We start from the raw sequence: 20373 nt of genomic DNA on the forward strand, positions 1-20373 counted from the left end.
CCCCCGCTATGCGAGCCCGAGCCCCTCGACTATCACTTCGTGCGCGCCTCCATCAATCTGGTGCGCACGACGATGAAGGACCGCCGAGTGTTCCTGGCGATCTGTGCGATCAGCTTTTTCTGGGCGATCGGCACCGTGCTGTTCATCCAGTTCCCGCCACTCGCCAAGAACATGCTGCGCGCCAGCAAGGAAGTTGCGAGCCTGTTCCTGGTGATCTTCTCGGTCGGCGTGGCTATCGGTTCGGTCGCCATCAACGCGCTGCTCAAAGGCACCGTTTCGGCCCGCTGGTCGCCGATTTCGGTGATCGGCATGGGCGTGTTCCTGGTCGCCTTCCAGCAGGTCTGCCGCATCTGGCCGCCCCACACCGGGCCGGACGTGATGATGGACGTCTCCACTTTCGTGATCCAGCCGCTGGCCGCGCCACTGATGCTCACGCTGCTGGGTATCGCGATTTGCGGCGGCATGTTCGTCGTGCCGCTCTACGCCTTCCTCACCACGTTTGTCGAAAAGTCGCAGACGGCCCGGACGATCGCGGCGAACAACATCGTCAACTCGGGCGCCATGGTAGTCGGCTCGCTGGCGACCGGCGTGATGACGCTGATGGGTGTCGCAGTGGCGCAGCAATTGCTTATCGTAGCTTTGGGTTGCGGCGCGTCGGCCTGGCTGGGCCATCTGCTGTTCCGCGCCGAAAAGGCCGCCTGCGCCGCCTGAGGCTCGGCGGAGTTCGCAAGGCCCCACCACACCGCCGTTGCATCGCCCGGAACCGCTTAAACCGCCCTGTGCTGCTTCGCTACGCTCGTAATACCGAGAGTATGTGCCGGAACCCCGAAGGTTCAGGCAATGAACAGGGTGATCGCGACGAAGCTGGCGCAATAGGCGGCCATAAAGCCCTTCCAGTCGCCACCGTTCAACCGCCAGCGGCGGGCGGCTTCCAGATTCTCCCCTGCCTCCACGTCCGCCGGAAGCGGATCGCTGAAGACGTGAGGCGGCAGCGAGCGACGGAACCAGTGTCCGGCCGACTCCTGCGTGAGGACGAGTGCGCGACGTGAGATGCTCCGCATGAGCACGTCTTAACGATTTATTTACTATTTCGTAAAGCGGGCCAAATGCCGCTTCCCGAAACGGGACGCGCCCGTTAAATCTCTTTAATCAACCGCAGGAAAATCAACGAAAAAGGGCCGCCCGAAGGCAGCCCTTATCCGATTCGATGATAGTGCGTCGGGTCAGATGCGGTCGCCGAGGGCGCCCTTCACCTTGCCAGCCGCCTGCTGCAGTTCACCCTTTTTTTCCTGCGCGACGCCTTCGGCCTTCTGGGCCGGATCGTTGCGCGCGTCTCCGAGAGCCTGCTTGGTGTTGCCGGCAACTTCGTTGGCGAGACCCTTCACGGTGTCTTTGAGCTTACCCATGCTGTTATCTCCTTGATTTTTCGGTGAAAACAATTCGCCGTCTTACAAGGAATAAACGCGGGCAGCCGCCGAAAGGTTGCGAGGGGTGCTATCGGTTCGTCGCGAACGAAAGAGATTCACCGCACAGGCGGCCCGCTTCGTCTCAGCCCCCTGCCAGCGACAGGACATATTCCCACTCTTCAGGCGTAACTGGCGCCACCGACAGGCGCGAGAACTTCACCAGTTCCATTTCCGTCAATTTCGGGTCGGCCTTGACCTGCTTCAGGGTGACGGTGCGCTTCAGCTTGCGCACAGGCTTCACCTTCACCGCCGCCCACTTGCCTTCCGGGTCGCTCGGGTCGGCGATCCCGGACTTGCTGACCTGCGCGATCCCGACGATTTCCTTGCCGATGTTCGAGTGATAGAAGAACACCTCGTCCCCGACCTGCATGGCGCGCAGGTTGTTGGCGGCGCGGTGGTTGCGCACTCCGTCCCAGGTTCCTTCGCCCTCGGCGACGAGGTCGTTCCAGCTGTACGCGTCCGGTTCAGACTTCATCAGCCAGTAACTCTTGCCCATCGCTCGCCTTTCCATTTCATCTCCAGCCCACATGCCTCTAAGGCGGGCGACATATCGACTCATACGGATTGCACTACCATGGACCTAGCCGAAATTCCCGTTCTCAGCCTCGACGCAGATCGGGCCGACCTGCCCGCCCGCATCGGTGAGAGCTTCCGCACCTTCGGTTTCGCGATGATCCGCGACCACGGCATCGACCCGGCCCTGATCGAGCGCGCTTGGCAGCTGACCGGCGAATTCTTTGCCCTGCCGGTGGAAACGAAGCAGAAGTATTTCAATCCCGGTCAGGGCGGCGCCCGTGGCTACACCCCGTTCCGCACCGAAGTGGCCAAGGGCGCCAGCGAGAAGGACCTCAAGGAATTCTGGCATGTCGGCCGCGACGTGCCTGCCTCCTCGCCCCTCGCCGCCTCGATGCCGCCGAACGTCTGGCCCACAGAGATCGCCGGATTCCGCGAGACTTTCACTGAGCTTTACGCCCAGTTCGACGAGGCCGGCGCCAAGGTGCTCTCGGCCATTGCCATCGACCTCGGTCTCGATCCACGCTGGTTCGATCCCGCGATCGACGACGGCAACTCGGTCATGCGCCTGCTCCACTACCCCCCCGTGAGCGAGGGTTCCGGCGGCGCCATCCGTGCCGGCGCGCATGAGGATATCAACCTCATCACCCTGCTGCTCGGCGCGCAGGAAGCGGGCCTTGAACTGCTCGGCAAGGATGGTCGCTGGCTTTCCGTCGCCCCGCCCGAAGGCGCGATCGTGGTCAATATCGGCGACATGCTGCAGCGCCTGACCAACCACGTCCTGCCTTCCACCACGCACCGCGTGCGCAACCCCGAAGGCAGCCGGGCTGGCCACAGCCGGTACTCGATGCCGTTCTTCCTGCACTTGCGCAGCGACTTTCCCTTCGTCACCTTGCCCGAGTGCGTCAGCGAATCGAACCCGGACCGCTACCCGGAAACGATCACCGCCGATGATTACCTGCAGGAGCGCCTGCGCGAAATCGGCCTGAAGATGTAACCAAAATGCCGCCGTCCCGGACCTGATCCGAGACGGCGGCGGCCTTCTTAATAAATATTTCAGAGCGTTTACTTAGGGCGTGGGAAATAGGGGCGACACCCTAGGGGGCCACGTCGGTGCGCGCAGTGAAATTCAAGATTGCCGGCTATGACAGCGAGGACGACACTGCGGGACAGCAGGTGGATATCGTCGCGCTGGGCATCGTTACGGCCGCGATCATCCTCTTCGTGGCGACGGGCAGCGAAATCGGCCCGGCTGTCGTGCGCTCGCTCAGGGGGCAAGGTCCGGGGCCGGACAGCTTCATGCTCGACGCCTTCCTCCTCAACATCGCCATCATCATTTTCGGCTGGAGCCGTTATCGCCAGTTGTGCGAGGAAATCGTGCTGCGCAAGGCGGCCGAAAACGCCGCGCGCCGCCTGGCCGAAACCGATCCGCTGACCGGCTTCCTCAACCGCCGCAGCTTCAATACCGGCATCGATGCGCTGATCGCCCGATGCACCGACCAACGCCCGAACCATGGCGCGGACCGGAACCGGGTCGCAGCGCTGATGATGATCGACCTCGACAACTTCAAACAGGTCAACGACCACAACGGCCACTCCGTCGGTGACCTGCTGCTGTGCGAATGCGCCCGCCGCATCAGCACGGCGCTGCCCCGCGGCGCCATCGTGGGCCGCATCGGCGGCGACGAATTCGCTGTCGCCCTGCCCTTCGACCGGCAGCACCCCGAATTCGTCACTCATATCGCCAAGGTGCTGGTCGCCGCGATCGGCGAAAGCGTGCAGATCAACGCCGTCAACATCACCGTCAGCGCCTCGATCGGCCTGTCACGCTCCGACCTCGGCGGCGATTCGCCCGGCGGACGGGTCAGTTCGCTGTTCGAGATGGCCGATATCGCCATGTACCACTCCAAACGGCAGGGCCGGAACGGCTTCTCGTGGTTCGAACCCCACATGGCCGACGAAATGCGCTTTCGCTCCGAGCTGGAAAGCGGCATCCGCCAAGGCATCCCGCGCGGTGAATTCGTGCCCTTTTACGAACAGCAGGTCGACCTGCAAACCGGCGAGCTGATCGGTTTCGAAATGCTGGCGCGCTGGGATTCGCCGCAGTTCGGCATCGTCGCGCCCGACATCTTCATCCCCGTCGCCGAGGATATCGGCGCCATCGCCGAACTTTCGCAAAGCGTGATCGCGCAGGCCCTCGAAGATGCCCGGGCGTGGGACCCGCGCCTGACGCTGGCAGTCAACATCTCGCCGATCCAGTTGCGCGATCCGTGGTTCGCGCAGAAGCTGCTGCGGATGCTGGTGGAAGCGAACTTCCCGCCCCAGCGACTTGAGGTGGAAATCACCGAAAGCTGCCTGCACCAGAACCTGGCCCAGGTGCGTTCGCTGATAACCAGCCTGAAAAACCAGGGCATTCGCGTCAGCCTCGACGATTTCGGCACCGGCTACAGCTCGATCGGCCAGCTGCGCGAACTGCCGTTCGACCGCATCAAGATCGACCGCAGCTTCGTCTCCAGCCTCGTCGACGACGAGGACAGCGCCGCCATCGTGCGCGCCGTCACCACGCTGGGTCAGGGGCTGCACCTGCCTATCACTGCCGAGGGTATCGAGACACAGGACGTCCTCGACCACCTGCGCCAATACGGCGAAATCACCGGCCAGGGCTACCTCTACGGCCGCCCCCGCCCGGCCGGCGAGCTGGGCGAATGGCTGGACGCCGGGCACCACCCCGAAACCGAAGCGCCGGTGGAGCCGCAGAATCCGTTACTGCCCAAGACCCGGCTCGGCTGACCCGTCCGGCATCGGGGCATTCGCCGGCACGCGCAGGCCCGCGATGATGACAACACTGGACCTTGGCCCCCGAGGCTCCTAGATCGCGCGCCATGCGGATCGAATTCACCAAGATGCATGGACTCGGCAACGATTTCGTCGTGCTCGATGCGCGCCTTCGCCCCCTGCCCACGATGAACGCGGCTTTTGCCGCCGCTCTGGCAGACCGGCACACCGGGATCGGCTGCGATCAGCTCATCCTGCTCGAACCTTCCGACCTGGCGGACTTCCGCATGCGCATCTTCAACGGCGACGGCAGCGAGGTGGAAGCCTGCGGCAATGCCACGCGCGCGGTCGGCCTGCTACACGGGCGCGCCGCGCGGATCGAGACGCTGGGCGGCATGATCGCCTCCAGCCCGGTCGAAACCGGCATCAGCGTGGAAATGGGCAAGCCCCGCTTCGACTGGAACGCGATCCCGCTGGGCTATGCGATGGATACCCATGCGATGCCGGTGGCGTTGGAGGAACTGGTCAATCCCATCGCCGTCAACGTCGGCAATCCGCACGTCATCTTCTTCGTGCCCGATCCCTACGCCATCGACATGGCCCGCCTTGGCCCCATGATCGAGAACGACCAGATCTTCCCCGAGCGCATCAACGTCAACGTCGCTGCCATTACCGCACGCGATGCGATGATCCTGCGCGTGTGGGAGCGGGGCGCCGGCCTCACCCGCGCCTGCGGTACGGGTGCCTGCGCCAGCGCCATCGGCGCGATGAAGCGCGGTCTGGTCGATCGCCGCGTCACCGTCACCCTGCCCGGCGGCCCGCTGGTGATCGAGTGGCGCGAAGATGACGTGATCGTCATGACCGGCCCTGCCACCGAGGCGTTCCGCGGCAGCTTCGATCCGGCGGACTTCGGGATCATCGCTTGAGCGTGGAGGTCCACACGCTGGGCTGCCGGCTCAACATCGCCGAGAGCGAAACCCTGCGCGGCCTGCTGGACGGCGATGAAAACCTCGTCGTCATCAATTCCTGCGCGGTCACCGCCGAAGCCGTGCGCCAGACCCGCCAGGCGATCCGCCGAGCCCGGCGCGCCCGGCCTGACGCGCGCCTGCTGGTCACCGGCTGCGCCGCCGAAGTCGAGCGCGAAATGCTGAGCGCCATGCCCGAAGTGGATGGCCTCATCGCCAACGCCGCCAAGCTCGATCCGCGCGCCTGGAACGTGCCGCCTGCCCCCCGCCCGGCCGTAAAGCGCGGCTACACGCGCGGCTTCGTGCAGGTGCAGAACGGCTGCGACCACGCCTGCACCTTCTGCGTCATCCCGCAGGGACGCGGCCCCAGCCGCTCGCGCTCCGTCGCCGAAGTGCTGGAGGACATCGCCGTGCACCTCGCCGCCGGGGTCCAGGAGATCGTGCTGACCGGCGTCGACCTCACATCCTGGGGCAGCGACCTTCCCGGCGAGCCGCGCCTTGGCGCCCTGTGCGAGGCGATCCTCACCCGGTTCGGAGAGCTGCCGCGCCTGCGCCTCTCCTCGATCGACGGGGCGGAAGTGGACGAGGCCCTGTTCGAGCTGCTGGCCGGAGAGGCGCGGGTGATGCCGCACGTCCATCTCTCGCTCCAGCACGGCCACGACCTTATCCTCAAGCGCATGAAGCGCCGCCACAGCCGCGCCGATGCGGTCGGCCTTGTGGAACGCCTGCGCGCGCGCCGCCCCGACTTGGCGATCGGCGCCGACCTCATCGCCGGTTTCCCGACCGAGGACGAGGCCGCGCATGCAGCGAACCTCTCCATCATCGCCGAGCTTGGCATCGCCCACGGCCACGTTTTCCCTTACTCGCAGCGTCCCGGCACCCCTGCCGCGCGGATGCCGCAAGTGGAGCACGCCGTGATCCGCGCCCGCGCCGCGCAGCTTCGTGAAGCACTCGCGCGCGAACGGGCCACGTGGCTTGCCGCCCATCTGGGCAAACCGCTAAGGGTGCTCGCCGAAAAGGGCGGAACCGGCCATGCGCCGGATTTCGCCCCCGTCCGCGTCCCCGCAGACACGCAGCCCGGAACCCTGGTGAGCGTTGTACCCGCAAGGGTAGTCGAAGGAATACTGGAAGCATGAGTATCGACGGCCCCCAGAACGATACGGGGACTCCTGAAACCGGCGGCGACTGGTCCGAGCGCCTCTTCGGAGGTTTTCGCAAGACCTCGGAGCGCCTGACCGGCAACCTCTCCGGCATCGTCGGCGGCGGGCGCCTGACCGAGGCGCAGCTCGACGATCTCGAAGATGCGCTGATCATGTCGGACCTCGGCCCGCGCGCCGCGGCCCGCATCCGCGGCCGCCTGGCCGAGGAACGTTTCGAGCGCGCCGCAGACGAACGCGCGATCATGGAAGTGGTCGCCCGCGAGATCGCCGAGATCCTGCGCCCCGTCGCCAAGCCGCTCGACATCATCGCCTTCCCGCGCCCGCAGGTGATCCTAGTGATCGGCGTCAACGGATCGGGCAAGACCACCACCATCGCCAAGCTGGCGCACCTGTTCCAGGAACAGGACTATTCGGTGATGCTGGCCGCCGGAGACACCTTCCGCGCCGCCGCCATCGGCCAGCTGCGCGTATGGGCGGACCGCCTTTCCATCCCCATCATCACCGGCCCCGAGGGCGGCGACCCCGCCTCCATCGTCTTCGACGGTCTGAAGGCGGCGACCGAACAGGGCATCGACGCTCTGATCGTCGACACCGCCGGACGCCTCCAGAACAAGCGCGAGCTGATGGACGAGCTGGCCAAGATCCGCCGCGTCCTGGGCCGCCTGAACCCCGCCGCCCCGCATGACGTGGTGCTGGTACTGGATGCCACCAACGGCCAGAACGCGCTCTCGCAGATCGAGACGTTCAAGGAAGTGGCGGGCGTCTCGGGCCTCATCATGACCAAGCTGGACGGCACCGCGCGCGGCGGCGTCCTCGTCGCGGCCGCCGAGCAGTACGGCCTTCCCATCCATGCCATCGGCGTGGGCGAGAAGATCGACGACCTGCGCCCCTTCAACCCGGACCTGCTTGCGCGGGTGATCGCGGGAATTGCCTGATGACTGAAACCACCGAAGTTCCCGGCAAGCCCAAACCTAAGAGTTCCTGGGTCAACCTCGTCGTCGATTTCGGGCCGCTGCTCGTCTTCTTCCTCGCCTACCGCCACTTCGCGCCGACCGATGACAACAACATGGTCGGCACCGTCGGCGCCGTCATCAAGGGCACCGTGGCGTTCATGGTCGCGACCGTGGTGGCGCTTGCGGTATCGAAATGGCGGCTTGGCCATATCTCGCCCATGCTGTGGCTGACGACGGTGCTGATCCTCGGCTTCGGCGCGCTGACCGTGATCTTCCGCAATCCGTTCTACGTCCAGATCAAGCCCACGGCCGTCTACCTGCTGTTCTCGGTGGTGCTGTTCATCGGCCTGTTCAAGGGCAAGCCGATGCTGAAATACCTCCTCCAGTCCGCGTTCGAGGGGCTGAACGACGAAGGCTGGATGAAGCTGTCGCGCAACTGGGCGTGGTTCTTCCTGGTGCTCGCGGTGCTGAACACGGCGCTGGTCTATACCGTCAGCTTCGACACCTGGATGCAGGCCAAGCTCTGGGGCTTCACGGTGCTGTCATTCCTCTTCACCTTCTCGCAGCTGCCCATGGTGCTCAAGCACGGCATGGGCGAGGAGGCGAAAGCGGAATTCGTGGAAACACCGCCGACCGACTGAGGGCGATGGCCCTCCCCGTCAGGGAGGATGCAGAAACAAGAAGGGCGCGGGAAGCATTGCCTCCCGCGCCCTTTTTCGTTCCGGCGAAACCGCTGTTACGCGGCCTGCTTCTGCCGTTCGGTCGCTTCGAGATTGAGCAGGTTCGCCATCTCGAAAGCCAGCTCGATCGACTGCGCACCGTTGAGGCGCGGGTCGCAGTGGGTGTGGTAGCGATCGGCCAGAGCGGCATCGGTAACGGCGATGGCGCCGCCGGTGCACTCGGTCACATCCTGGCCGGTCATCTCGATATGGATGCCGCCCGCATGCGTACCCTCGGCGCGGTGTACGGCGAAGAAGCCGCGCACTTCGGACAGGATCCGCTCGAACGGACGCGTCTTGAAGCCGCTGTCGGCCTTGATGACGTTGCCGTGCATCGGATCGCACGACCACACCACCGGATGGCCTTCGCGCTTCACGGCGCGCACCAGCTTGGGCAGGCCTGCTTCGACCTTGTCGTGGCCGTAGCGGCTGATCAGCGTCATGCGGCCCGGCTCACGGCCGGGGTTCAGCGTGTCGAGCATGCGCAGCAGGGCGTCCGGCTCCAGCGTGGGGCCGCACTTCATGCCGATCGGATTGCCAACGCCGCGCAGGTACTCGACGTGGGCCGAACCTTCGAAGCGGGTGCGGTCACCGATCCACAGCATATGGGCAGAGCAGTCATACCAGTCACCCGTCAGCGAATCGCGGCGGGTCAGCGCCTGCTCGTAAGGGAGCAGCAGCGCTTCGTGACTGGTGTAGAAGTCGGTGCCCTGAAGCTGCGGCACGGTCATCGGATCGACGCCGCAGGCCGCCATGAAATCAAGCGCTTCGCTGATCCGGTCCGCCATTTGCGAGAACTGCTCACCCCAGGGGCTGCGGCCGATGTGTTCCATCGTCCACTGGTGAACCTGGCGCAGGTTCGCATAACCGCCATGCGCGAAAGCGCGCAGCAGGTTGAGCGTGGCCGACGACTGGCCATAGGCCTTGAGCATACGCTCGGGATCGTTGCGGCGCGCCTCGGCGTTGCCTTCGATGCCGTTGATGATGTCGCCGAAGTAACTGGGCATTTCCACGCCGCCGATAGTCTCGGTCGGCGCGGAGCGCGGCTTGGCGAACTGGCCCGCCATGCGGCCCAGCTTCACCACCGGCTGCTTGCTGGCGAAGGTCAGGACGACAGCCATCTGCAGCAGCACGCGGAAGGAATCGCGGATGTTGTCGGCGCTGAATTCAGCAAAGCTCTCGGCGCAGTCACCGCCCTGAAGCAGGAAACCGCGGCCTGCAGCCACTTCGGCAAGCTCCGCCTTGAGGGCGCGCGCTTCGCCGGCAAAGACGAGCGGCGGGAACTTCGCAAGCGTGGCCTCAACCTCGCCCAGCTTCGCCTCGTCGCCATAAACCGGGAGGTGGCGCGCTTCATGCGCCTTCCAGCTCTCCGGTGTCCAATTGCTTGCCACGTTCTTAACTCCCGATGCCCGCAGCACCATGCGCGAGCCGCTTCTGCGCCGCATTTTGTCTCTCGTGCAGCGCAAGCAAGGGGGGCGCCATAACGCCCTGCGGCAATATTTGCAAAGATGCTTTGCCCGATCAGCGTGATCGGTTGCGCCGAACTTGAATGTGGGGAACGAGAAGCAGGTTAAGGCAAGGCCTCACGCGAAGGCGCTTCGAATGAGACCTTGCCTTTCTTACTTCGCCGCGACGTTCGGCTCCTTGCCCTCGGGCATGACTTCGAGACGCCACGAGTTGTTCTTCCCCAGGTAACGCGCGGCCAGGGCCTGCATCGCCTGCGGCGTGGTGATCGTGTAGTCGCTCAGCACCGAACGCACGGTGCCGATGCGCGCGGGGTCGCTGGTCGCGCCTTCAAGCTGGCTCATGAAGAACGAGGTGCTCGACGCCGCACGCGTCACCTGCTGGCGCAGCGGTTCGACCACGAGCGCCAGTTCGTCGGCGGTGGGGGGATTGTTGATGAGGTTCTGCGCAATCTCGTCAGCCGTCTGGAAGAAGATCGGCAACGACTTGGGGTCGAGCTGCGCCATCGCCGTGATCGAACCACCGGCGGCAAGGTCAACCGGCCAGCTGGAATAGACGTAAGGCGCATAGGATACGCCCAGCTTCTCGCGCACCGCATCCATAAGACGGTTGGTGAACAGCTGCGTGAGGATTTCAAGCTGGCGCGATTCGCGAATGCCCATGACACCGCCGCCAGTCGGCCACGAGATAACCGCCGCCGCCTGATCCGGGTCGCCGTGGTGAACCAGGGTGACAGGCTTGTCGGACGGCTTGGGCACGTCGATCTTCGCCGGCGTGCCGGCGCCTGCGTAAGGCTGGCGGGTCTTGAGCGCGCCGAAAGTCTTCTCCAGCGCGGCGATAGCGGCGGCCTTGTCGAAGTCGCCGAAGATCTGGACTTCGACCGGGCCTTCCTTGAGCTGCTTGCTCCACACGCGCTTGAAACCCTCGGCCGTGGTGGCTTCGATCTCGTCGGGCGTGGGGGTCGCGAAGCGGGGGTCTTCCCCGCGCTGGTAGAACTGCAGGTCGCGGTTCAGCACGCCCTGCGGCGAGGTCGCGAACGTGGCGTACTGAATCTTCGCCGCCGCCTTGGCGCGCGTGAAGGGGTTCACGTCCCACTGCGGCATGTCGAGCTTGGCCGCAAAGAGATAAAGCTGGTCGGCAAGGTCCTGCGGGCGCGTTTCAGCCGAAAGTTCGAAGGAGGCATCCTTCACTTCGAAATCGAAGCCCATCTTGCGGCCGGTGGAGATCCGGTCAAGATCGTCCTGCCCCAGCGTGGCAAGGCCGGAGCCGATAAGCGCGTAATTGCCCAGCGTAATGTAAGCCGCATCCTTCGGGTCGACCGAGCGATAGCCGCCGCCGAAGCGGGTCTTGACCATGACCCGGCCCGGCTCCTCTGCGACCGGCCAGAGCAGCGCCTTCACGCCGTTGGCAAAGGTCAGCTGCTCGATTTCAAGCAAGCCGGTCGGCGCATCGGCAATCGGCTTCTGCGGGGCGCCGATGGCGGGCAGCTTCTCGAACGAAACCGGCGCAAGCGCAGCGCGCACGCTGGCGTCGGCCTTGACCGGCTCGGCCAGCGCCATCTGTAGCTGCTTGTCGGTCGCCTTGCCGGCCTCCTGTACGGTAAACAGTCCGCGTGTCACCGTTCCGGTGAACAGCTGGCGGGTGTGCTTGAGCACTGCATCCGGAGTGAACAGCGGCTGCGATTCGCGGAAGATGCGCAGCACGTCGGCAGGTGCGGCCACCGTCTCGCGGATATCCAGCGCATTGACGAGATCGTCCGCCAGCTTCGATCCCGGCAGGATGCGCTGCTGCTCGACCGGCACCTGGAAGGCGACGTCGAGTTCAGCCGCTTCGCGGTCGATCTCCGCCTGGGTGGGGACGCGGGTCAGGGCATCGGCGATCACCGAACGCACGTCGCGCAGCGCCGCCTGCCAGTCGTCGCCCAGCGGGGTGACGGAAACGAACGTCGCATCGGCAGAACGCGAAACATCGTCCTGGTTGACCGAAGCCGACAGGAAGCTGCCGCCCGCGCGTGCCTTGGATTCAAGGCGGCGGTTGATGATCGCCTGCGCAATCGCGTCGGTCATCAGGCCCTGGTTGTAGACAATATTGTCGGTGACCTGACGCCACGGACGCAAGGTGGCGTACATCAGCGATGGCGGCAGGTCCGGCTCGACCAGCACGCGGGTCTCGCCCACAGGATTCTTCGGATCGGCCCCCTTGGGCAGGACAGGATCGCCGAAGCTGGGCGCGGGCGTCCGCTTGCCCTTGGCGGACCAGTCGGTGAACCACTTCTTGACGTAGGATTCCAGCATCGCCGGATCGACGTCGCCCGCCACGATCACAGCAACGTTGTCCGGGCGATACCAGCGCGAATAGAACGCGCGCACGCTGGCCGGAGTGGCGGCGGTAAGCGATTCGACCGTGCCGATGGGCTCCCGGTTGGCGAGCGGCTGCCCCGCATAAAGCACCTTCTGCATCGCATCCTGCACGCGCTTGGAAGCGCCGCCCCGCTCGCGCATCTCGGCCAGCACGATCGGCAGATCCGACTTGAGGTTCGAGGCCGAGAGCGTGGGTGCGGTGACCATGCCGCTCATCAGCTTGAACGTATCGTCGAGCGAGGTCGGCGTGGCGTTGGGCAAGTCGAGCTTGAACACCGTCTGCGTGGTGGAGGTCACTGCATTGGTATCGCTGCCGAAAGTCGCACCCAGCCGCTGGAAAGCGGCGATCGCCGCCCCTTCGGGCAGGTACTTCGACTGACGGAACAGCATGTGTTCGAGCAGGTGCGCATAACCGCGCTCGGCATCGGTTTCGTAAAGCGAGCCTGCGTCTACGCGGATGCGGATCGAGACCTGTCCCGGCGGCACGCCGTTCTTGCGCACCGCATACTTGAGGCCGTTGCCCAGTTCGCCGAAGTGCCACTCGGGATCGCGCGGAATGTCGCTGCCGCGATAGAGCCAGGGGTCGGCCTGACCCACGCTCGGCGCCACCATGGTTCCCGTCGCAGGCGTCGCCGCAACGGCGGCTTCCTTGGCAAGCAATGGCGGAATCGGCGCCTGGGTAAGGAGAAGCAGGCAGACGAGCGAACGTGCGGCGCGCGGAGAGGATTTCATCGCAAAAGGTATAGGGTGCGGTTTCCTTAAGGGCCAGTGAATAGCGCAGCACAGTGCTCGCCACCGGAGCCACCTAACACCCACTATTCGACACAAAACCGTGCCTTCGGCGCATAATGCAACATCCTGCGACAAGTCTTGCACTTGACCCTTGGGCGACTTCACCTAAATCGCAAAGGTCATGTTTATTGAAACCGAAACCACGCCCAATCCCGCAACGCTCAAGTTCCTGCCCGGCCGGCAGGTAATGCCTGCAGGGACCCGCGAGTTCACATCGCCCGAGGACGCGGCAGCATCGCCGCTGGCCGAAGCATTGTTCGACCTCGGTGACGTGACGGGCGTGTTCTTCGGCACCGGGTTCATCTCGGTTACTGCCGCGCCCGGCGTCGAGTGGCCCTCGCTGCGCCCACAGGTGGTTTCGATCCTGCTCGACCATTTCGTATCGGAAGCCCCGCTGTTTGCAGGCGGGAGCGCGGCCGGTTTCTCCGTTCCGGCCGAAGATGACGATTTCGGCGACGATCCGGCCGATGCCGACATCGTCGAGCAGATCAAGGAACTGATCGAGAGCCGGGTGCGCCCGGCCGTTGCCAACGACGGCGGGGACATCGTCTATCGCGGCTTCCGCGAAGGCGTCGTCTACCTGTCGATGCAGGGCGCCTGCTCGGGCTGCCCCTCGTCCAGCGCCACACTGAAGCAGGGCATCGAAAGCCTGCTCAAACATTACGTCCCCGAAGTCAGCGAAGTACGCGCGGCCTGAGCGGGCGTTGGGCATGCTGCGTGACAAACCACGCGTATCGGCCGGCGCCAAGGACACACCTCCGCCTTCCGTAACGACACTGGTGATCGACAGCGCCACCGACGCGTGTTCGGTTGCGCTGTTCGCGGGTGATACGCTCATCGCGGGCGACTTTCGCGTGTTGGGCCGTGGTCATGCCGAAGCGCTAGTGCCGATGATCGCGGCGTTACCCGGTCGCGGACGAGCCAGCCGCATCGCCGTCGCAGTCGGCCCCGGCAGCTTTACAGGCGTGCGCGTGGGTCTTGCGGCCGCGCGCGCGCTGGCGCTCGCATGGGGCTCGGATCTTGTCGGCTACCCCACGCTCGCACTCGTGGCGGCGATGGCCCGCAGTGCCGAAGGCGGCCAGGCCGTAGGCGTCGCGATGACCGGCGGACACGGCGAATGGTTCATCGAAGGCTTCGGAAGCGACGGGACCAGTTCCCGCCCTCTCGCCTCGCTCGTACCTCACGCGGCCGCGATCGAAACCGTGGAGCACATCGTTGCCGGAAACCAGGCCGAGGCGCTGGTCGCGGCGCGCGGAACAGGCCGCGCCCTCCCCCTCTGGCCTGACGCCCGCGCCTTCGCACTCCTGGCGCCGGACGTGCTGCAAGCCGACACCCAACCGCTCTACGGCCGCGCACCTGACGCGAAACTGCCGGCAGGCACAGTATGACCGACGACGTCGACAAGATCCTGGCGGTAATGGAGGTGGCTTTCGACCCCATTTACGGGGAAGCATGGAACCGGCGCCAAGTCGAAGACGCACTCAAATTCGGTAACTGTCACTATTGCCTCGTCGACGCTAAAGGCGCTGAACCAGTTGATGCCGAATCGACAGCGGGATTTTTCCTGTCTCGCACGGGATATGAAGAAGAAGAACTTCTCCTGATTGCAGTTGATCCGCATTATCGCGGAAAAGGACTTGGCAGGGCCTTGCTCGAAACCCTGCGAATCGGCGCGCGCAGTCGCGGGGCCAAACGCCTGCTTCTTGAAATGAGACGCGGTAATCCAGCTGAATCACTTTACAGAAATGTCGGATTTCATTCCATCGGCGAAAGACGTGAGTACTATCGCACCCCTGGGGGTGAGCGCCTCGACGCGATTACATTTGCCTGTGACATGGATTAAGTTGCGCTAGCCAATACAGAGGCCAGCATCTTGCATCTGGATCGGTAAATTGTATAAAAAATTGAAATTAATTTGCACTTCATAGCGAATTCGTCCACTGCACGATCAGCAATGCCTAATTGGCATGCCACCCCCCAAAACTACTTGGTCGCACCAAAGGACAATAAGAATGGATAATATCCAGCCCGACATGAACGAAATGTTGATCACGCTGACGTCGGACATCGTATCCGCGCACGTGAGCAACAACAGCGTTGTTGTCGAAGATCTCCCCACGCTGATCACCAACGTCTACGGCGCGCTCGCTGGGCTCGGCGGCATTGCCCCGGTCGTCGAAGAAAAGCCCGAGCCTGCGGTTTCGATCCGTTCGTCGGTGAAGCCGGACTTCATCGTCTGCCTTGAGGACGGCAAGAAGCTGAAGATGCTCAAGCGTCACCTCATGACCCACTACAACATGACCCCGGATGACTACCGCGCGCGCTGGAACCTGCCCGCCGATTACCCGATGGTCGCCCCCAATTACGCTGAAAAGCGCCGCGAACTGGCCAAGAAGATCGGCCTGGGCCGCAAGCCCGACGTGCGCCGTGGCCGCAAGCCCAAGGCAGCCGTAGCCTGATCCGCTGACCGGCGGCCGAATAGCCCGCGCGGCGCAGAAGGCACCTGCACTAACGTTCCGAAAGCCGCTTTTTCGGGGACAAAGGTGCCGACCACTGCCGTAGCTGGCTGACAGGCCGCCCATTGCGGTTGTGATTGCAGGCGCACCGCCCTATCTAGGTCGGTGCGCCTCATTCATATTTACAGGTCTATCGTGCACCAACCCATCGACATCGAAGCCCTCTGCGCCGAACGCGGCCTTCGCATCACCGAGCAACGCCGGGTGATCGCCAAGGTTCTTTCGGAAAGCACCGACCACCCCGACGTCGAGAAGCTGCACGAACGTGCAACTGCGATCGATCCGGGCATTTCGATCGCCACGGTCTACCGTACCGTGCGCCTGTTCGAAGAAGCCGGCATTCTCGACCGTCACGATTTCGGCGATGGCCGCGCCCGCTACGAAGCAGCGCCCGAAGCGCATCACGATCACATGATCGACGTCGAATCCGGCCAGGTCATCGAATTCGTCGACCCCGAACTCGAAGCCCTGCAGCGCACCATTGCCGAGCGTCTGGGTTTCCGCCTTGTCGATCACCGGATGGAACTGTTCGGCGTCAAGCTCGACCGCCCGGAAAGCATCGTCGCCCCTCCGCGCAGGTGACCGCAGTCCAGCCCGCTTCGGGCCGCATCGCGCCCTGGGGCTGGCCGCTGATCGCCATGCGGCTTATGGCGATGCTGGCGATGCTGATTGCCTGCACCGCGCTTTATTACATTGCCGCGCCGTTCACGTCGCGCAATCCGGTGCCACGCGGGTTCCTGCGCAGCATCGTCGCGATTGCCGGCGTGCGCCTGCGCGTGCGCGGGACACATCCGGCGCGGCGCACCTTCTTCCTTGCCAATCACGTCAGCTGGATCGACATCCCCGCCGTCGCAGGGCTTACCGGCAGCGCCTTTGTCGCGCATGACGGGTTGGCGCAGATCGGCCCTTTACGCTGGCTGTGCGGGATGAACGATACGGTCTTTATCGCCCGGCACGAACGGCGCAGTGTCGCCGCCCAGGCCGATCAGGTGCGCAGCGCCCTGCGCAATGCCAGTGCCCTGACGATCTTCCCGGAAGGCACGACGTCATCCGGCGACGAAACGCTGGCGTTCAAATCCTCGCTGCTTTCGGCGCTGGAGGACGACGCCGACGCCGCCCCCATCCCGGTTCAGCCGATCTGGCTGGATTATGGCGCGGAAAGCCGTGATATCGCCTGGGTAGATGCGGAACCGGGGCTGGATAACGCATTTCGCATCCTTGCCCGTCTGCGCCCTGTCGAACTGACAGTACACTTCCTGCCGCCGCTGGGGCCGGAAGACCGCGCAGACCGCAAACGCATGGCAGCTGCCGCCCGCGCCGCAATCGACGCGGCGCGAGAGGGTCGAAGCTGAGGCTGGAAGCGTACCGGCACCCTTTGACAGGCTCAGGGTGAGCGGGTCCGGTGAGAAGCAGCGCAGGCCGGAGGCTAAGCCCCCAGCCGCGACATAAACCTCAGCGCGTGGCGTTGTAAGCCAGTTGACCTTCGTCGAGCTGGAAGCCAACCAGCACCTCGAACGAGGAACGCGCCACCGCGGCCTTCACTTCGGGATCAGACAACGGATCCACGGCGGCGTCGGTGTCGCCGGCCTTGCGCTTGCGCGTAATGCGCTCGCGAATTTCCGACGGCAGGGTCGCTGCAGCGCGGTCGATGAAGGCGTTGACGTTGCCGCTGACCTGTCCGCGCTGTTCACCATCGGCGAACGTGATGGTCACGCTGCCCACCCGCTTGCTGATGACGGCGCTGCCGCCCTGCAACACGGTCACAAAATACGGCAGCGTCACCTGGCGAGCGCCAGCGGTATCGTTGCGGCGGGCCTGCACCTGGAAGGCGACGTTGGCGGTGACCTTGTCGCCGACGTCCTGGTTGCACTGGGTGCGCACGTCGGTCATCGCCGCCACGAGGTCGATGTTCGGCGCGGTGCGATCGCCCGCGCTGCGGAACAGGGTGACGTCGCCAGTGTACTCGGGAATACCGACCGCCGGGCACTTAGAGCGGATCGAGGTAATGCCCACGCCCTGGTCGACCACGATCTCCCCCTTGGTCTTGCACCCGCTCAGCGCGGACATCGCAGCTGCGGAGCACAGGACAGTGGCAGTCAGGCGGCGTGCATTCATCGTCACTTCCTCGAGATGGCGTGCGCTTGCCCTAGCGATGCAAGCGGCAAAGCGCTAGAGGGCCCATTATGAACGCGCCCTTTCCGTCCACGACGTCGTCGCCCGCAATCGGCTCATCCGAGGACCTGTTGCCCATCCGCCTGCTGATCGCCGCTCCCCGCGGTTTCTGCGCCGGGGTCGACCGGGCGATCGAGATCGTCGAACGCGCGATCGAGATTTACGGAGCGCCGGTCTACGTGCGCCACGAGATCGTCCACAACAAGTTCGTGGTCGACAGCCTGAAGGCCAAGGGCGCCGTCTTCGTCGAGGAACTGGACGAGGTGCCCGATGGCGTTCCGGTGATCTTCAGTGCGCACGGCGTGCCCAAGTCGGTGCCCGCCGCCGCGAACGAGCGCGGTCTGGAATGGCTGGACGCGACCTGCCCGCTGGTGAGCAAGGTCCACCGCCAGGCGGAACGCCAGATCGAGGCCGGTCGCCACATCCTGTTCATCGGCCATGCCGGGCACCCGGAAGTGATCGGCACCTTTGGTCAGGTCCCCGACGGCAACATGACGCTCGTCGAGACGGTCGAGGATGTCGAAGCACTCGAATTCCCGTCCGAGACGGAACTTTCCTACCTCTCGCAGACCACGCTCTCGGTCGACGATACCGCCGCGATCATCCAGGCGATACAGGATCGCTTCCCCGAGGTCATCGCGCCCAAGGCCGAGGACATCTGCTATGCGACGTCCAACCGTCAGGCCGCCGTCAAGCAGATCGCGCCGCAGTGCCAGCTGGTGCTGGTGATCGGCGCGCCCAACAGCTCCAACTCGCTGCGCCTCGTGGAAGTCGCCCAGCGCGAAGGCGCAGCCTCGCAGCTGATCCAGCGGGCGAGCGAGATCGATCCGGCCTGGCTGGACGGTGTCGATACCGTGGGCCTAACCGCCGGTGCATCCGCGCCGGAGGAACTGGTCAACGAAGTCATCGCCCGCATCAAGGAACTGCGCGCCGTGGACGCCGAGGAATTTGTGACCACGAAAGAACACATGACCTTCAAGCTGCCCCGCCAGCTGGCCCGCTGAAGGACACGTAACGATGGCAGTCTACACACGGCTCGGCGCGGAAGAGATGGCCGTCATCATCTCCGCATTCGACGTCGGCACGCTGGTTTCGGCCAAGGGCATCGCCGAGGGCGTCTCCAACAGCAACTGGCTGATCGAGACGCAGGATGCGGCCGGATCGGGGCGGCGTTTCATCCTGACGATGTACGAGAGCCGCACCGAAGTGGCGGAACTGCCGTTCTTCCTCGACCTGCTCGACCATCTGGCCGCCAAGCACTGCCCAGTGCCGCGCACCATGCATGACAGCGAAGGCGCCAGCCACCGCCTGCACCAGACGCCCGAAGGCACCAAAGCGCTTGCCCTGATCGAGTTCCTGCCCGGCGTCTCGGTCTCCGAACCTACCCCGGCGCAAGCCCGCGCGGTAGGCGGAGCCCTCGCCCAGATCCATCTGGCCGCAGCCGATTTCCCGGCCTCGCGCACCAATTCGCTGGCGCTGGCCGATTGGCAGCAGCTGCTGCGCGATTGCGGACGCGAGGGGCTCGAATCGATCCACCCGGAACTGGGCCATATCGTCGAGCGTGAACTGGCCCTGCTTGCCGCACGCTGGCCGCGCGATCTGCCGAGCGGCGTCATCCATGCCGACCTGTTCCCCGACAATGTCCTGATGCTGGGCGACACTGTCACAGGGCTCATCGATTTCTACTTCGCTTGCACCGATCTGTTTGCTTACGACGTTGCGGTGACACACGCGGCCTGGTGCTTCAGCCCTGACGGCACTCGTTTTCTGCCCGCGCTCTCGGATGCACTGGTGGCGGGCTATACCGCCGTGCGCCCGCTGAGCGCGGCTGAACATGCGGCCCTGCCGCTGCTGGCGCGCGGTGCCGCAATGCGCTTCCTGGCAACCCGCGCCTACGACTGGCTGAACACGCCGGCCGATGCACTGGTGACGCCCAAGGACCCGATGGCCTTTGCGCGCCGCCTCGAATTCTATGCCGATCCGGCCAACGCCAACATCTTTGGAGAAATTTCCGGCTCATGAAGAAGGTCGATGTCTTCACCGACGGCGCCTGCAAGGGTAATCCCGGCCCCGGCGGCTGGGGCGTATTGCTGCGCATGGGCGAGCACGAAAAGGAAATGTCCGGCGGCGAGCCCGACACGACTAACAACCGCATGGAAATGACCGCCGCGATCAAGGCGCTGAACGCGCTGATCGAACCTTGCGAAGTAACGCTCCACACCGACAGCAAGTACGTCATCGACGGGATCACCAAGTGGGTCCACGGCTGGAAGAAGAAGGGCTGGATCAATTCCAGCAAGCAGCCGGTGCGCAACGCAGACCTGTGGCACGACCTGATCGAGGCATCGGGCCGCCACAAGGTCGAGTGGAAGTGGGTCCGCGGCCATAGCGGCCACGTCGAGAACGAGCGTGTCGACAAACTCGCCAGCGATGCTGCGAAGGCTGCGGCGTAGGAACTACCCTCGTCAATGCCGCCTCCCTTGGTTAGGAACATGACGAACTGCCCTCTGGAGGGAAA

At 64.6% G+C, this 20373-nt stretch carries 21 protein-coding genes and 2 pseudogenes; 16 read left to right on the plus strand and 7 right to left on the minus strand.

The window, feature by feature from the left end; genetic code table 11:
- A pseudogene (locus GVL61_RS07105) lies at positions 1-711 on the plus strand (MFS transporter); the annotation flags it as partial.
- Positions 712-833: 122 nt separating this feature from the next.
- Here the strand turns inward: GVL61_RS07105 and GVL61_RS07110 are convergent.
- The 3 genes from GVL61_RS07110 to GVL61_RS07120 form a co-directional block, all read right to left on the minus strand.
- Positions 834-1061, minus strand: a complete 228-nt coding sequence (locus GVL61_RS07110) for a hypothetical protein (RefSeq protein WP_159978453.1) — start codon at positions 1059-1061, stop codon at positions 834-836.
- Positions 1062-1223: 162 nt separating this feature from the next.
- Positions 1224-1406 carry a CsbD family protein gene (locus GVL61_RS07115; protein ID WP_159978455.1) on the minus strand — a complete coding sequence of 61 codons (183 nt, stop codon included), beginning with the start codon at positions 1404-1406 and terminating at the stop codon, positions 1224-1226.
- A 142-nt stretch (positions 1407-1548) separates the two neighbouring features.
- Positions 1549-1962: an EVE domain-containing protein gene (locus GVL61_RS07120; protein WP_159978457.1), complete on the minus strand. Its 414-nt coding sequence runs from the start codon at positions 1960-1962 to the stop codon at positions 1549-1551.
- A gap of 78 nt (positions 1963-2040) precedes the next feature.
- Between GVL61_RS07120 and GVL61_RS07125 the strand changes: the two genes are divergently transcribed.
- The 6 genes from GVL61_RS07125 (at position 2041) to GVL61_RS07150 (ending at position 8473) form a co-directional block, all read left to right on the plus strand.
- Positions 2041-2976: an isopenicillin N synthase family oxygenase gene (locus GVL61_RS07125; protein WP_159978459.1), complete on the plus strand. Its 936-nt coding sequence runs from the start codon at positions 2041-2043 to the stop codon at positions 2974-2976.
- A 125-nt stretch (positions 2977-3101) separates the two neighbouring features.
- Entirely contained in the window at positions 3102-4769 is a 1668-nt protein-coding gene (locus GVL61_RS07130) for a bifunctional diguanylate cyclase/phosphodiesterase (protein WP_235037566.1), read from the plus strand.
- Positions 4770-4861: 92 nt separating this feature from the next.
- Positions 4862-5680, plus strand: a complete 819-nt coding sequence (dapF, locus tag GVL61_RS07135) for a diaminopimelate epimerase (protein ID WP_159978461.1) — start codon at positions 4862-4864, stop codon at positions 5678-5680.
- Positions 5677-6855, plus strand: a complete 1179-nt coding sequence (locus GVL61_RS07140) for a MiaB/RimO family radical SAM methylthiotransferase (RefSeq protein ID WP_159978463.1) — start codon at positions 5677-5679, stop codon at positions 6853-6855. Before dapF ends, GVL61_RS07140 begins: the two co-directional genes overlap by 4 nt.
- Entirely contained in the window at positions 6852-7814 is a 963-nt protein-coding gene (gene ftsY / locus GVL61_RS07145) for a signal recognition particle-docking protein FtsY (protein ID WP_159978465.1), read from the plus strand. Before GVL61_RS07140 ends, ftsY begins: the two co-directional genes overlap by 4 nt.
- Positions 7814-8473, plus strand: a complete 660-nt coding sequence (locus GVL61_RS07150) for an inner membrane-spanning protein YciB (RefSeq protein ID WP_159978467.1) — start codon at positions 7814-7816, stop codon at positions 8471-8473. The genes ftsY and GVL61_RS07150 overlap by 1 nt, the downstream gene beginning before the upstream one ends.
- A 95-nt stretch (positions 8474-8568) precedes the next feature.
- On the opposite strand, the gene GVL61_RS07155 is transcribed toward GVL61_RS07150, so the two are convergent.
- The 3 genes and pseudogenes from GVL61_RS07155 to GVL61_RS25385 form a co-directional block, all read right to left on the minus strand.
- A complete protein-coding gene (locus GVL61_RS07155; RefSeq protein WP_159978469.1) occupies positions 8569-9942 on the minus strand; it encodes a class II 3-deoxy-7-phosphoheptulonate synthase in 1374 nt (457 codons plus the stop codon).
- Between the two features lie 228 nt (positions 9943-10170).
- Positions 10171-13107, minus strand: a complete 2937-nt coding sequence (locus GVL61_RS07160) for a pitrilysin family protein (RefSeq protein ID WP_159978471.1) — start codon at positions 13105-13107, stop codon at positions 10171-10173.
- Positions 13108-13190: 83 nt separating this feature from the next.
- Positions 13191-13256: pseudogene (locus tag GVL61_RS25385) on the minus strand (hypothetical protein); the annotation flags it as partial.
- A gap of 32 nt (positions 13257-13288) precedes the next feature.
- Here GVL61_RS25385 and GVL61_RS07170 point away from each other — a divergent pair.
- The 6 genes from GVL61_RS07170 to GVL61_RS07195 all read left to right on the plus strand — a co-directional run bounded on the left by GVL61_RS07170 (position 13289) and on the right by GVL61_RS07195 (position 17035).
- Positions 13289-13864 carry a NifU family protein gene (locus tag GVL61_RS07170; RefSeq protein WP_159978473.1) on the plus strand — a complete coding sequence of 192 codons (576 nt, stop codon included), beginning with the start codon at positions 13289-13291 and terminating at the stop codon, positions 13862-13864.
- Positions 13865-13877: 13 nt separating this feature from the next.
- A complete protein-coding gene (tsaB, locus tag GVL61_RS07175; protein WP_159978475.1) occupies positions 13878-14555 on the plus strand; it encodes a tRNA (adenosine(37)-N6)-threonylcarbamoyltransferase complex dimerization subunit type 1 TsaB in 678 nt (225 codons plus the stop codon).
- Entirely contained in the window at positions 14552-15010 is a 459-nt protein-coding gene (locus tag GVL61_RS07180) for a GNAT family N-acetyltransferase (RefSeq protein WP_159978477.1), read from the plus strand. The genes tsaB and GVL61_RS07180 overlap by 4 nt, the downstream gene beginning before the upstream one ends.
- Before the next feature lie 169 nt (positions 15011-15179).
- Complete coding sequence (locus GVL61_RS07185) at positions 15180-15626, plus strand: MucR family transcriptional regulator (RefSeq protein ID WP_159978479.1); 447 nt, start codon at positions 15180-15182, stop codon at positions 15624-15626.
- 192 nt (positions 15627-15818) lie between these two features.
- Positions 15819-16265: a Fur family transcriptional regulator gene (locus GVL61_RS07190; RefSeq protein ID WP_043976224.1), complete on the plus strand. Its 447-nt coding sequence runs from the start codon at positions 15819-15821 to the stop codon at positions 16263-16265.
- The gene (locus GVL61_RS07195) at positions 16262-17035 is read left to right on the plus strand and encodes a 1-acyl-sn-glycerol-3-phosphate acyltransferase (RefSeq protein ID WP_235037567.1); all 774 of its coding nucleotides are present in this window, start codon (positions 16262-16264) and stop codon (positions 17033-17035) included. The genes GVL61_RS07190 and GVL61_RS07195 overlap by 4 nt, the downstream gene beginning before the upstream one ends.
- A 100-nt stretch (positions 17036-17135) precedes the next feature.
- On the opposite strand, the gene GVL61_RS07200 is transcribed toward GVL61_RS07195, so the two are convergent.
- Positions 17136-17798 (minus strand): hypothetical protein, encoded by a 663-nt coding sequence (locus GVL61_RS07200; protein WP_159978481.1) that lies wholly within the window; start codon positions 17796-17798, stop codon positions 17136-17138.
- A gap of 68 nt (positions 17799-17866) precedes the next feature.
- Between GVL61_RS07200 and ispH the strand changes: the two genes are divergently transcribed.
- The 3 genes from ispH to rnhA are packed head-to-tail and all read left to right on the plus strand — an operon-like array spanning position 17867 to position 20308.
- Positions 17867-18859, plus strand: coding sequence for a 4-hydroxy-3-methylbut-2-enyl diphosphate reductase (gene ispH / locus GVL61_RS07205; protein WP_043976227.1), 993 nt, complete (start codon positions 17867-17869; stop codon positions 18857-18859).
- Positions 18860-18872: 13 nt separating this feature from the next.
- The gene (gene thrB, locus GVL61_RS07210; RefSeq protein ID WP_159978483.1) at positions 18873-19877 is read left to right on the plus strand and encodes a homoserine kinase; all 1005 of its coding nucleotides are present in this window, start codon (positions 18873-18875) and stop codon (positions 19875-19877) included.
- Positions 19874-20308 (plus strand): ribonuclease HI, encoded by a 435-nt coding sequence (rnhA, locus tag GVL61_RS07215; RefSeq protein WP_159978485.1) that lies wholly within the window; start codon positions 19874-19876, stop codon positions 20306-20308. Before thrB ends, rnhA begins: the two co-directional genes overlap by 4 nt.
- The last annotated feature ends 65 nt before the right edge of the window (positions 20309-20373 follow it).

The sequence above is a fragment of the Novosphingobium sp. 18050 genome, assembly GCF_902706195.1.
In the GTDB taxonomy this organism is placed as follows: domain Bacteria; phylum Pseudomonadota; class Alphaproteobacteria; order Sphingomonadales; family Sphingomonadaceae; genus Novosphingobium.